This window comes from Rhodanobacter caeni (genome assembly GCF_039523575.1).
GTDB classification, from domain to species: domain Bacteria; phylum Pseudomonadota; class Gammaproteobacteria; order Xanthomonadales; family Rhodanobacteraceae; genus Rhodanobacter; species Rhodanobacter caeni.
The window spans coordinates 424,478-437,093 of sequence record NZ_BAAAFO010000001.1; the positions used below are offsets into that span (position 1 = coordinate 424,478).

General features: G+C 65.1%; 13 protein-coding genes. All 13 read left to right on the forward strand.

All coding sequences use genetic code 11. The annotated features are described in order from the left end of the window. The first annotated feature begins 21 nt into the window (after window positions 1-21). The 13 genes from ABD017_RS02035 (at window position 22) to nuoL (ending at window position 12,608) form a co-directional block, all read left to right on the forward strand. The gene (locus tag ABD017_RS02035) at window positions 22-375 is read left to right on the forward strand and encodes a PilZ domain-containing protein (protein WP_343879629.1); all 354 of its coding nucleotides are present in this window, start codon (window positions 22-24) and stop codon (window positions 373-375) included. A 276-nt stretch (window positions 376-651) separates the two neighbouring features. Next, on the forward strand, window positions 652-1,008 hold the full coding sequence (locus ABD017_RS02040) for an NADH-quinone oxidoreductase subunit A (RefSeq protein ID WP_007081798.1): 357 nt from the start codon (window positions 652-654) through the stop codon (window positions 1,006-1,008). Beyond that, window positions 999-1,556, forward strand: coding sequence for a NuoB/complex I 20 kDa subunit family protein (locus tag ABD017_RS02045; protein WP_343879631.1), 558 nt, complete (start codon window positions 999-1,001; stop codon window positions 1,554-1,556). The genes ABD017_RS02040 and ABD017_RS02045 overlap by 10 nt, the downstream gene beginning before the upstream one ends. Window positions 1,557-1,564: 8 nt before the next feature. Beyond that, window positions 1,565-2,293, forward strand: a complete 729-nt coding sequence (locus tag ABD017_RS02050; RefSeq protein WP_343879632.1) for an NADH-quinone oxidoreductase subunit C — start codon at window positions 1,565-1,567, stop codon at window positions 2,291-2,293. A 16-nt stretch (window positions 2,294-2,309) separates the two neighbouring features. Beyond that, window positions 2,310-3,563, forward strand: coding sequence for an NADH-quinone oxidoreductase subunit D (locus ABD017_RS02055; RefSeq protein WP_343879633.1), 1,254 nt, complete (start codon window positions 2,310-2,312; stop codon window positions 3,561-3,563). 187 nt (window positions 3,564-3,750) lie between these two features. After that, a complete protein-coding gene (nuoE, locus tag ABD017_RS02060) occupies window positions 3,751-4,317 on the forward strand; it encodes an NADH-quinone oxidoreductase subunit NuoE (RefSeq protein WP_343879635.1) in 567 nt (188 codons plus the stop codon). After that, complete coding sequence (gene nuoF / locus ABD017_RS02065) at window positions 4,317-5,627, forward strand: NADH-quinone oxidoreductase subunit NuoF (protein ID WP_343879637.1); 1,311 nt, start codon at window positions 4,317-4,319, stop codon at window positions 5,625-5,627. Before nuoE ends, nuoF begins: the two co-directional genes overlap by 1 nt. Next, window positions 5,624-7,951, forward strand: a complete 2,328-nt coding sequence (gene nuoG / locus ABD017_RS02070) for an NADH-quinone oxidoreductase subunit NuoG (RefSeq protein ID WP_343879639.1) — start codon at window positions 5,624-5,626, stop codon at window positions 7,949-7,951. The genes nuoF and nuoG overlap by 4 nt, the downstream gene beginning before the upstream one ends. Window positions 7,952-7,956: 5 nt before the next feature. After that, window positions 7,957-8,985: an NADH-quinone oxidoreductase subunit NuoH gene (gene nuoH, locus ABD017_RS02075; RefSeq protein ID WP_343879641.1), complete on the forward strand. Its 1,029-nt coding sequence runs from the start codon at window positions 7,957-7,959 to the stop codon at window positions 8,983-8,985. A 12-nt stretch (window positions 8,986-8,997) separates the two neighbouring features. After that, window positions 8,998-9,480, forward strand: coding sequence for an NADH-quinone oxidoreductase subunit NuoI (gene nuoI / locus ABD017_RS02080; RefSeq protein ID WP_425543663.1), 483 nt, complete (start codon window positions 8,998-9,000; stop codon window positions 9,478-9,480). 9 nt (window positions 9,481-9,489) lie between these two features. Continuing rightward, window positions 9,490-10,134 carry an NADH-quinone oxidoreductase subunit J gene (locus tag ABD017_RS02085; protein WP_343879645.1) on the forward strand — a complete coding sequence of 215 codons (645 nt, stop codon included), beginning with the start codon at window positions 9,490-9,492 and terminating at the stop codon, window positions 10,132-10,134. Then, on the forward strand, window positions 10,131-10,436 hold the full coding sequence (gene nuoK, locus ABD017_RS02090; RefSeq protein ID WP_007081808.1) for an NADH-quinone oxidoreductase subunit NuoK: 306 nt from the start codon (window positions 10,131-10,133) through the stop codon (window positions 10,434-10,436). The genes ABD017_RS02085 and nuoK overlap by 4 nt, the downstream gene beginning before the upstream one ends. A gap of 129 nt (window positions 10,437-10,565) precedes the next feature. Then, a complete protein-coding gene (nuoL, locus tag ABD017_RS02095) occupies window positions 10,566-12,608 on the forward strand; it encodes an NADH-quinone oxidoreductase subunit L (RefSeq protein ID WP_343879647.1) in 2,043 nt (680 codons plus the stop codon). The last annotated feature ends 8 nt before the right edge of the window (window positions 12,609-12,616 follow it).

Here is a 12,616-nt window from a genome sequence, read left to right on the forward strand (position 1 = left end):
ACCGCCATCCAGGAGTCCAGCATGAAACCCGTGGCCGCCCGTCAGGGCATCATCTCGTTGAAGATCAAGGACGCCGCGTCGCTGTACAGCGCGTACATGCCCTTTCTGAAGCACGGCGGCCTGTTCGCGCCCAGCGAGCACGTCTATGCGCTGGGCGACGAGGTGGTGTTGCTGGTGACCCTGGCCGACGAGAGCGAGCGCCTGTCCGTGGTGGGCAAGGTGGTCTGGATCAGCCCGGCCGGGGCGCAGGGCAACCGCGCGGCGGGCATCGGCATCCACTTCAACGAATCCAGCGATGCGGAAGCCGCGCGCAGCCGGATCGAGAACATCCTGGCCGGCACGCTCAATTCCGAACGCCCCACCAACACCATGTGACCGTTCGCGGCCGCGCAGGCATCACGTCTTCGCTTCGACAGCTTCGCCTGGCTGCGGCAGATCGGGCGGCATGTCGTCAAGGCTTGTCCCGCGCCCCATGCGCGCTGATACAATGGCCGGATTCGCGGACTCGCTTCGCGAAACGTCGAGCGCCAGCGGAGCCATCCGCGGACGTGGCTGAGCAGCCCATGGCCCCCGCGGCCTGTCGAATGGAAGTCGCCGGACCGTCTCCCCGCGGTCACTGATGCGCCCTTTGGCGCGGAGGTACGTTGCACCGTGCTTGCCGAATATTGGCCTGTCCTGTTGTTCATCGGCGTCGCCACCGGCCTCGGGCTGGTGCTGCTGGCGGTTGGCCTGCTGGCCGGCCCGCGCCGTCCCGAAGCCGAGAAGCTGGCGCCGTACGAATGCGGTTTCGAGGCGTTCGAGGATGCCCGCATGCGCTTCGACGTGCGCTATTACCTGCTCGCCATCCTGTTCATCATCTTCGATCTGGAAATCGCCTTCCTGTTTCCGTGGGCGGTGGTGTTCAAGCAGATCGGCTTGATCGCGCTGATCGAGATGGGCCTGTTCCTGCTGCTGCTGGTGATCGGCTTTGCCTATGTGTGGAAGAAGGGAGCACTGGAATGGGAATGATGGATACCGTCAGCGGGGTGATGCACAACCCGCAGCCGCTGAACCTGGTCGACGACATCCTGCGCCCGGCCGGTGACAACCCGGTGGTGCAGCGCGGCTTTGCCACCACCAGCGTCGATGCGCTGATGAACTGGGCGCGCACCGGCTCGATGTGGCCGATGACGTTCGGCCTGGCCTGCTGCGCGGTGGAAATGATGCATGCCGGCGCCTCGCGGCTGGATCTGGACCGCTACGGCGTGATCTTCCGCCCCAGCCCGCGCCAGTCCGACGTGATGATCGTGGCCGGCACCCTGGTCAACAAGATGGCCCCGGCGCTGCGCAAGGTCTACGACCAGATGCCCGATCCGAAGTGGGTGATCTCGATGGGCAGCTGCGCCAACGGCGGCGGCTACTACCACTATTCGTATTCCGTGGTGCGCGGGTGCGACCGCATCGTGCCGGTGGACATCTACGTGCCCGGTTGCCCGCCCACGGCCGAAGCGCTGATCCACGGCATCCTGCAATTGCAGAAGAAGATCCGCCGCACCAGCACCATCGCGCGTTCGTAGGCTCCGACATGACCGACACATCCGCGACCTCATTGTCCGACCAGCTCGCCGCCCGCTTCGGCGACACGCTCACCCTCAGTTCCATCCGCAACGAGACCACCGCCGAGCTCGCCGCCGCCGACCTGATCGCCGTGGCCACCGCGCTGCGCGACGAGCCCGCGTTCCGTTTCAGTGAGTTGATCGACCTCTGCGGTATCGATTACCTCGGCTACGGCCAGACCGAGTGGGACACCGAATCGGTGTCCGGCACCGGTTTCTCGCGTGGCGTGGAAGGCCAGGCGATGGGCCGCTTCAACTGGGCCGAGCGCCCGCGCGACAACAACCATCCGCGCCGCTTCGCCGCCGTGATCCATCTGCTCTCGATCGAGCACAACCGCCGCCTGCGCCTGCGCGTGTTCTGCGACGACGACAGCATGCCGATGCTGCCGTCGCTCACCCTGGTGTGGCCGTCGGTGAACTGGTTCGAGCGCGAGGCGTTCGACCTGTACGGCATCATCTTCGATGGCCACCAGGACCTGCGCCGCATCCTCACCGACTACGGTTTCGTGGGCCATCCGTTCCGCAAGGATTTCCCGCTGATCGGCAACGTGGAAGTGCGCTACGACCCCGAGCAGAAGCGGGTGATCTACGAGCCGGTATCGATCGAGCCGCGCGTGCTGGTGCCGCGCACCATCCGCGACGACGCCGACCTGATGCAGGCGCGGGCCGAAGCCGCCGACCACTGGCGCGACAACTGAGGCGCGGGGAAAAGTCATGCAGGAAATCCGCAACTACACGATGAACTTCGGCCCGCAGCATCCGGCCGCGCACGGCGTGCTGCGCCTGGTGCTGGAGATGGACGGCGAGACCATCGTCCGCGCCGATCCGCACATCGGCCTGCTGCACCGGGGCACCGAGAAGCTGGCCGAGTCCAAGCCGTTCAACCAGTCCATCGGCTACATGGATCGTCTCGACTACGTGTCGATGATGTGCAACGAGCACGCCTACGTGCGCGCCATCGAGACCCTGCTGGGCATCGAGGCGCCGGTGCGCGCGCAGTACATCCGCACCATGTTCGACGAGATCACCCGCATCCTGAACCACCTGATGTGGATCGGTTCGAATGGGCTCGACCTGGGCGCGATGGCGGTGTTCCTGTACGCGTTCCGCGAGCGCGAGGAGCTGATGGACGTCTACGAGGCGGTGTCGGGCGCGCGCATGCACGCCACGTATTACCGCCCCGGCGGTGTCTATCGCGACCTGCCGGCGCAGATGTCGCAGTACCGCGAATCGCCGTGGCACAAGGGCAGCGACCTCAAGCGCATCAACAGCTGGCGCGAGGGTTCGATGCTGGACTACCTCGACGCCTTCACGGCGGATTTCCCGACCAAGGTCGACGAATACGAGGAGCTGCTCACCACCAACCGCATCTGGAAGCAGCGTACCGTCGGCATCGGCGTGATCTCCCCGGAACTGGCCCAGCAATGGGGCATGACCGGCGTGATGCTGCGCGGCTCGGGTGTGGAGTGGGACCTGCGCAAGAAGCAGCCCTACGCGAAATATGCCGAGATGGATTTCGACATCCCGGTAGGCGTCAACGGCGACTGCTACGATCGCTACCTGTGCCGCGTCGAGGAGATGCGCCAGTCCAACCGCATCATCCGCCAGTGCGTGCAGTGGCTGAAGGCCAATCCCGGCCCGGTGATGGTGAAGAATTTCAAGGTCGCGCCGCCGTCGCGGGTCGAGATGAAGGAGGACATGGAAGCCCTCATCCATCACTTCAAGCTGTTTACCGAAGGCTATTGCGTACCGGCCGGCGAAACCTACTGCGCGGTCGAGGCGCCCAAGGGCGAATTTGGCTGCTACCTGGTGTCAGACGGCGCCAACAAGCCGTTCCGCGTGCACCTGCGCGCCCCGGGCTTTGCCCACCTCTCATCCATGGACACCGTCGTGCGCGGCCACATGCTCGCCGACGTCGTGGCCATGATCGGCACCTGCGACCTCGTGTTCGGCGAGGTGGATCGATGATGAAGACGGGATTCGGGATTCGGGATTCGGGATTCGCTCAAGTCGCTTGTGGCGGAGAGGTGTTTCGCGCGCTGAATTCCATCCGTCGTTATTGCCGCAAATTTCACATTGCATCGAGGTTCGCCGACAGCGGGACGGGTTCTTTGCGAATCCCGAATCCCGAATCCCGAATCCCGGAGTTCAACCCATGAAAGCCACCGGACATTTCGAGCAGGTCAGGCACGTCGATCCGACGGTCGTGCTGACCGAGCAAACGCGTCACCACATCGACAAGTGGGTGGCCAAGTTTCCGCCCGACCGCAAGCGGTCGGCGCTGATCCAGGCGCTGTTCGGCGCGCAGGAGCAGAACCGCGGCTTCCTCAACGATGAGCTGATCACTGCCGTGGCCAGGTACCTGGACGTGCCGGCGATCTGGGCCTACGAGGTGGCCAGCTTCTACTCGATGCTGGAAACCAAACCGGTGGCGCGCAACAACGTGGCGATCTGCACCAACATCTCGTGCTGGCTGAACGGCGCCGAGGAGCTGGTGCGCCATTGCGAGCAGAAGCTCGGCATCAAGCTCGGCGAAAGCACCGCGGACGGACGCGTGTACCTGAAGAACGAAGAAGAATGCATCGCCGCCTGCGTCTACGCGCCGGCGGCCACGGTCAACGGCCATTACCACGAGCGGCTCACCATCGAGAAGCTGGACGCCATCCTCGACGGCCTGACGGTCGATGGTCCCGATCACGGGCACGCAGGGGAGGCGCACTGATGGCCGTCGGACCCGCACCGCAGGAACACCAGGTCGTCTACACCACCTTGCATTTCGACAAGCCGTGGGCGATGGCGAGCTACGAGCAGGTCGATGGCTACAAGGCGTGGCGCAAGATCCTCGCCGAGAAACCCGACCCGGCCTCGCTGATCGAGGAAATCAAGAAGAGCAGCCTGCGCGGCCGTGGCGGCGCGGGCTTCCCGACCGGGCTGAAGTGGTCCTTCATGCCCAAGGGTGACATGCAGAAGTACATCCTGTGCAACTCGGACGAATCCGAGCCGGGCACCGCCAAGGACCGCGACATCCTGCGCTACAACCCGCATGCGGTGATCGAGGGCCTGGCCATTGCCTGCTACTGCACCGGCACCACGGTGGCCTACAACTACCTGCGCGGCGAGTTCCACCACGAGCCGTTCGAGCATTTCGAGGCCGCGCTGGCCGAAGCCTACGCTGCCGGCCTGCTGGGCAAGAACGTGCAGGGCACGGGTCTGGACGTGGACATCCATGCCGCGCTGGGCGCTGGCGCCTACATCTGCGGCGAAGAGACCGCGATGATGGAGTCGCTGGAAGGCAAGAAGGGCATGCCGCGCTTCAAGCCGCCGTTCCCGGCCAACTTCGGCCTGTACGGCAAGCCCACCACCATCAACAACACCGAAACCTACGCCTCCGTGCCGGCCATCATCCGCAACGGCGCGGACTGGTTCCTCAACCTGGGCAAGCCGAACAATGGCGGGCCGAAGATCTTCTCGGTGTCCGGCCACGTCAACCGGCCGGGCAACTACGAGATCCGACTGGGTACGCCGTTCAAGGACCTGCTGGAAATGGCCGGCGGCGTGCGCAACGGGCACAAGCTGAAAGCGGTGATTCCCGGCGGCTCGTCGATGAAGGTGCTGCCGGCCGACGTCATGCTGGAAAGCACGATGGACTACGACTGCCTGCAGAAGGCCGGCTCGGGCCTGGGCTCCGGCGCCGTCATCGTGATGGACGAGACCACCTGCATGGTCCGGGTCTGCCATCGCATCTCGCGCTTCTACAAGGCGGAGTCGTGCGGCCAGTGCACGCCGTGCCGCGAGGGTACCGGCTGGATGTACCGCGTGCTGACCCGCATCGTGGAAGGCAAGGGTACGCAAGAGGACCTGCATCGCCTCAAGGCGATCGCCGGGCAGATCGAAGGCCACACCATCTGCGCGTTCGGCGAGGCGGCGGCGTGGCCGGTGCAGGGCTTCCTGAACCGGTTCTGGAACGAATTCGAGTACTTCGTGCAGCACGGTCACTCGATAGTGGATTCTCGCGAGGAAGTGACGGCATGAGTGCGCAGCCAACCAACAACGCGCCCGACCTGGTCAGCATCGAGATTGACGGCAAGCCGGTCCAGATCCGCAAGAACGCCATGATCATCGAGGCGGCCGATACGGTCGGCATCACGATTCCGCGCTTCTGCTACCACCGCAAGCTGCCCGTGGCCGCGAACTGCCGCATGTGCATGGTCGAGGTGGAAATGGGCGGCCGCCCGGTGCCCAAGGGCCTGCCGGCATGCGCCACGCCGGTGACCGACGGCATGAAGGTGCAGACCCGTTCCAAGCTCGCCCTGCAGTACCAGCGCGACGTGATGGAATTCCTGCTGATCAACCATCCGCTGGACTGCCCCATCTGCGACCAGGGCGGCGAGTGCGAGCTGCAGGACGTGGCACTGGGCTTCGGCCGTAGCGTGTCGCGCTTCACCGAGCGCAAGCGCACCGTGGCCGACGAGGACATCGGTCCGCTGGTGGCCACCGAGATGACCCGCTGCATCCACTGCACGCGCTGCGTGCGGTTCACCAGCGAGATCGCCGGCACGTTCGAGCTCGGCGGCATGAGCCGCGGCGAGAACCTGCAGATCGGCACCTACATCGGCAAGACGGTGGAAACGGAGCTGTCCGGCAACATCATCGACGTGTGCCCGGTCGGTGCGCTGACCAACAAGCCGTTCCAGTTCAAGGCACGTGCCTGGGAGCTGATCGCCAAGCCGTCCATCGGCTACCACGACGCGCTGGGTTCCAACCTGTGGCTGCACACGCGTCGCGGCGAGGTGCTGCGCACGGTGCCGCGCGACAACGAGGCGGTCAACGAGTGCTGGCTGTCCGATCGCGACCGCTACAGCCATCAGGGCCTGTACGCGGACGATCGCCTCGGCGAGCCGCAGGTGAAGCGCGACGGCCAATGGCAGTCGACTACCTGGGAAGACGCGCTGGCGTTCGCCGGTGAGGCGCTGAAGAAGTCGCCCGGCAGCGAGCTGGGCGTGCTGGTGCATCCGGCCACCTCGAACGAGGAGGGCGACCTGCTGATGCGCCTGGCGCGCGGCTTGGGCAGCGCCCACGTCGACCACCGCCTGCGCCAGCTCGATTTCGCCGACAACGCCGTGGCCACCACGTTCGGTACGCCGGTGGCCCAGGTGGAGCAGGTCAAGGCGGCCCTGCTGGTCGGCTCGAACCTGCGCCTTGAACTGCCGCTGCTCAATCACCGCCTGCATCAGGCGGTGAAGAAGGGCGCCCGGGTCTATGCGGTCAACCCGGTGCATTTCGATTTCAACTACAAGCTGGCCGGCGAAGCGATCGCCGCGCCGCACGAACTGGTCGGCGCCTTGCTGGCCCTGGCGCGGGCGGCGGTGGACGCGGGTGCCTCGGCTCCCGCAGCGCTGGCTGGCGCGATCCAGGGCGCGAGCAGCGACCAGGGCGACAGCGACGCGATCGCCGCGCTGAAGTCGGGCGCAGCGGTGGTGATCCTGGGTGAGGCGGCGGTGACTCATCCGCAGGCGTCGTGGTTGCGCGCGATTGCACGTTTCATCGCCGATGCCACCGGCGCGGGCTACAACGAGTTGCCGGTGGGTGCCAATGCGGTGGGCCTGGCGCGCCTCGGCGTGGTGCCGGGCAATGGCGGGCTGGATGCGCAGGCGATGCTGGCGCAGCCGCGCAAGAGCTATCTCCTGTATGGCGTCGAGCCGCCGCACGATTTCGCGGATGGCGCCGCGGTGCTGAGGGCACTGCGCGCAGCGGAGCAGGTGGTGGCGTTCAGCGCCTTCGCCAGCGACGCGTTGCGCGAGGTGGCGGACGTGATCCTGCCGATTGGCCTGCTGCCCGAGATCGACGCCACCCTGGTCAATGTCGATGGCCTGGCCCAGGGAGTGATCGCCGGCGCCAAGGCACCGGGGCAGGCGCGACCGGGCTGGAAGGCATTGCGTGCGCTGGGCGGCTCGCTGCAGCTGGCCGGTTTCGAGTTCGACGATATCGCCGGCCTGCGCAATGGCATCACCGAGCGTGCGGTGGTTGCACGCGAGGGCATGGCCTCGCGCGCCAACGCCCCGGCGGGGCTGACTCGCGTCGCCACCTGGCCCATCTATCGCAGCGATGCTGTGTTGCGCCGTGCGACGGCCCTGAACGCGCATCCGCTCAACCGGGCGCCTGCCGTTCGCGTGAACGCGAATGAAGCGGCGCGGCTGGGCGTGGCCGACGGCGAGCAGGTGCGCGTCGGCGATGCGTCGCTGCCGTTGCGGATCGATGTGGCGGTTCCCGATGGGGCCACCTGGATCGAGGCGGCGCAGGATCTCACTGCCACGTTGCCGCCGTATGGCGCGACCATCACCTTGAGCAAGGCTTGAGCATCATGGCTGATCAACTCATCAACCAGGTCCTGTGGCCGGTGATCTACATCCTGTGCATCGTGCTGCCGCTGGTGATTGCGGTAGCCATGTTCGTGTACTGGGAGCGCAAGGTCATCGGCTGGATGCACGTGCGCATGGGGCCGAACAAGATCGGCCCGTTCGGCATCCTGCAGGCCTTCGCCGACGTGGTGAAGCTGCTGATCAAGGAAGTGATCCTGCCGACCAAGGCCAATCGCTTCCTGTACTTCATGGCGCCGTTGATCGCGCTGATACCGGCGCTGGCCGCGTGGGCGGTGATTCCGTTCAGCGGCCAGATGGTGCTGTCCAACGCGAACGCCGGCATCCTGTACCTGCTGGCGATGACCTCGATGGGCGTGTACGGCATCATCATCGCCGGCTGGGCGTCCAACTCCCGCTACGCCCTGCTGGGCGCGATGCGTTCGGCCGCGCAGGTGATCTCCTACGAGCTGGCGATGGGCCTGTGCCTGGTCTGCGTGCTGGTGCTGGCCGGCAGCCTCAACCTCAGCGAGATCGTCAACGCGCAGGCGGGCGGCAAGGGCTTGCTCGACTGGTTCTGGCTGCCGCTGCTGCCGGTATTCGTGATCTATTTCATCTCCGGCGTGGCCGAAACCAACCGCGCGCCGTTCGACATGGCCGAGGGCGAGTCGGAGATCGTGGCCGGCTTCCACGTGGAGTACTCCGGTTCGGCGTTCGCGATCTTCTTCCTGGCCGAATACGCCAACATGATCCTGATCAGCTTCCTGGCCTCGATCCTGTTCCTGGGTGGCTGGCTGTCGCCGTTCCCGGCGTCATGGGGTTTCATCGGGCACGGCAGCTTCATCTGGCTGTTCATCAAGGCCTTCCTGATGAGCTTCCTGTTCCTGTGGTTCCGCGCCACGTTCCCGCGTTATCGCTATGACCAGATCATGCGGCTGGGCTGGAAGGTGCTGATCCCGATCGCGATCGTCTGGGTGATGGTGGCCGGATGCCTGAAGTATTTCGACGTGGTCACCGTCGGGATGGGAGCGTAAGCCGTGAATGCGATGATCCGTTTCTTCAAGAGCCTGCTGCTGATCGAGCTGTTCCAGGGCATGGGCCTGACCATGCGCTACATGTTCAAGCCCAAGTACACCGTACGCTACCCGATGGAGCACATCCCGAAGTCGAACCGCTTCCGCGGCCTGCACGCGCTGCGTCGCTACGCGAACGGCGAGGAGCGTTGCATCGCCTGCAAGCTGTGCGAGGCGGTGTGTCCGGCGCTGGCAATCACCATCGATTCGGCGCCCCGCGAAAGCGACGGTCAGCGCCGCACCACGCGCTACGACATCGACCTGTTCAAGTGCATCTACTGCGGTTTCTGCGAGGAAAGCTGCCCGGTGGACTCGATCGTCGAGACCTCGATCCACGAGTACCACTTCGAGAACCGCGGCGAGAACGTGGTGAACAAGCAGCAGCTGCTTGCCATCGGCGACCGCTTTGAACAGCAGATCGCCGCCGATCGCGCGCAAGACGCGGCGTACCGCTGAGGCCTGACGATGAATCCCCAAACGCTGCAACTCATCTGTTTCTACGCTTTCGGCTTCGTCACCGTGGCCGCGGCGCTGTCGGTGATCACGCTGAAGAACACCGTACACGCCGTACTGGCGCTGGTGCTCACCTTCTTCAGCGCGGCCTGCCTTTGGCTGCTGCTGGAGGCCGAATTCCTGGCGCTGGCGCTGATCGTGGTCTACGTCGGTGCGGTGATGGTGCTGTTCCTGTTCGTGGTGATGATGCTGGACATCGACCAGGAAAAGATGCGCGAAGGCTTCGTCAAGTTCCTCCCGGTCGGCCTGATCGTGGCGGTGGTGATGCTGGTGGAGATGCTCGGTCTGGTCGGTGTGCGCGCCATGAATGCGCATGTGCTGGGGCAGAACCCGGCCGTGGCCGCGGGCATGTCCAACACGGAGTGGCTGGGCCATGCCCTGTACACCACGTTCCTGCTGCCGTTCGAGATCGCCGCGCTGATCCTCACCGTGGGCGTGGTCGCCGCGGTGGCGCTGACGCTGCGCGAGCGTCGCGACGCCCGTTACGAGACGCCAAGCCAGCAGGTCAAGGTCGATCCGCGCAACCGCGTGCGCATCGTGAAGATGGCCGCCGTCCGTCCGGATGAATCGACCGCCAGCCAGGAGCCGCAGTCATGATTTCGCTCGCGCATTACATCGTGCTGGGCGCGGTGCTGTTCTGCATCGCCGTCGCCGGCCTGTTCATCAACCGCAAGAACGTGATCGTGCTGTTGATGTCGATCGAGCTGATGCTGCTCGCCGTGAACATGAACTTCGTGGCGTTCTCGCGGTTCCTGGGCGACGTCTCGGGTCAGGTGTTCGTGTTTTTCATCCTCACCGTGGCTGCGGCGGAAGCTGCCATCGGCCTGGCGATCCTGGTGTTGCTGTTCCGCAACCGCAGCACGATCAATATCGCCGACATCGACAGCATGAAGGGGTGAGGCCTGGAGCGACATGCCGGTGGCATGTCGCTCCAGGCCGAACGGCCGGACGGGATGTCCTGCCCGGCACCCAGCACCACGGACGGTTCCTCGCAAGAAAACTCCGGGTCACGCAGCAATGGAAGAAACATGGCGATATCCACACACATCCTGCTGATCATCGCGCTGGCGCCGCTGGTCGGCTGCCTGCTGGCCGGCTTCCTGGCGCGTTTCATCGGCCGTGCCGGCGCGCACAGCGTCACCATCCTCGGTGTGGCGGTGTCCTGCGCGCTGTCCTTCCTGGTGCTCTACCAGCTGACCGCGGGCGGGGCGGCCGAATACAACCGGAACCTCTACACCTGGTTCCAGATCGGCCAGTTCAACGCCAGCGTCGGCTTCATGGTGGATCGCCTCACTGCGATGATGCTGGTGGTGGTGAGCTTCGTGTCGCTGCTGGTGCACGTCTACACCATCGGCTACATGCGGGACGACCCGGGCTATACGCGCTTCTTCAGCTACATCTCGCTGTTCACCTTCTCGATGTTCATGCTGGTGATGAGCAACAACTTCATGCAGCTGTTCTTCGGCTGGGAAGCGGTGGGCCTTGTGTCGTACCTGCTGATCGGCTTCTGGTACAAGCGCCCCACCGCGATCTTCGCCAACCTGAAGGCGTTCCTGGTCAACCGCGTGGGCGATTTCGGTTTCCTGCTGGGCATTGCCGCGGTGCTGTATTTCCTGGGCACGCTGGATTACGCCACCGCGTTCGCCAACGCGCCTTCGCTGGTCGGCCGCACGCTGCAGATCACGGCCGGCACGCAGTGGGACGCCGCCACGGTCATCTGCATCTGCCTGTTCATCGGCGCCATGGGCAAGTCGGCGCAGGTGCCGTTGCACGTGTGGCTGCCCGACTCGATGGAAGGCCCCACGCCGATTTCCGCGCTGATCCACGCGGCCACGATGGTGACCGCTGGCATCTTCATGGTGTCGCGCATGTCGCCGCTGTTCGAGCTGTCGTCCACCGCACTGAGCTTCGTGCTGGTCATCGGCGCCACCACGGCGTTGTTCACCGGCTTGATCGGTATCGTGCAGAACGACATCAAGCGGGTGATCGCCTATTCCACGCTGTCGCAGCTGGGCTACATGACGGTGGCGCTGGGCGTGTCGATGTACTCGGGCGCGGTGTTCCACCTGATGACGCATGCGTTCTTCAAGGCGTTGCTGTTCCTGGGCGCCGGCTCGGTGATCATCGCGATGCATCACGAGCAGGACATGCGCTACATGGGCGGCCTGCGCAAGTACATGCCGATCACCTGGATCACGATGTGGGCCGGCTCGATCGCACTGGTGGCGGTGCCGTTCACCTCGGGCTTCTATTCCAAGGACGCGATCATCGAGGCGGTGGGCGAATCCCATCGCTGGGGTGCGCATTACGCCTATTTCTGCGTGATGGCGGGCGTGCTGGTGACCGGGCTTTATACCTTCCGCCAGATGTACCTGACGTTCCACGGCAAGGAGCGCTTCACGGTCGCCGACCATCACGGCCACGGCCACGATCATGACGACCACGGCCACCACGAGCCGGGCGTGCTGGCGCATGCGCCGAAGGAATCGCCGTGGGTGGTGACCTTGCCGCTGGTGCTGCTGGCGATTCCGTCGCTGCTGGTGGGCTACTTCACGATCGGGCCGATGCTGTTCGGCCACTGGTTCGGCAACGCGATCCACGTGGAGGCCGCCAACGACGTGCTGGCCGAAATGGGCGCCGAGTTCCATGGTCCGCTGGCGATGGCGCTGCACGGCTTCTCGCTGTTCGGCCCGTTTGGCCTGGTGCTGCTGGCCTTCGCCATCCAGACCTACATCTATCTGTTCAACCCGGCCATGGCCGGTAGGATCAAGGCGGCGTTGAAGCCGGTGTGGACGGTGCTCGATCGCAAGTACTGGGTCGACAACGTGTACTTCGCACTGTTTGCCCGCGGCGGCGTGGCGCTGGGCCGCGGGTTCTGGAAGGCCAGCGAGCGGGGCGTCATCGATGGCGCGATGGTCAACGGCTCGGTGAGCCTGGTGCATCGCATCGCCGCTGCCGGACGCCGGCTGCAGTCGGGCTACCTCTATCACTATGCCTTCGCGATGATTCTCGGCCTGATCCTGCTGCTTGGCGGGTACTGGTTGATGGGTCCCGGGCTGGCCGGGCAATAAGGGAAACG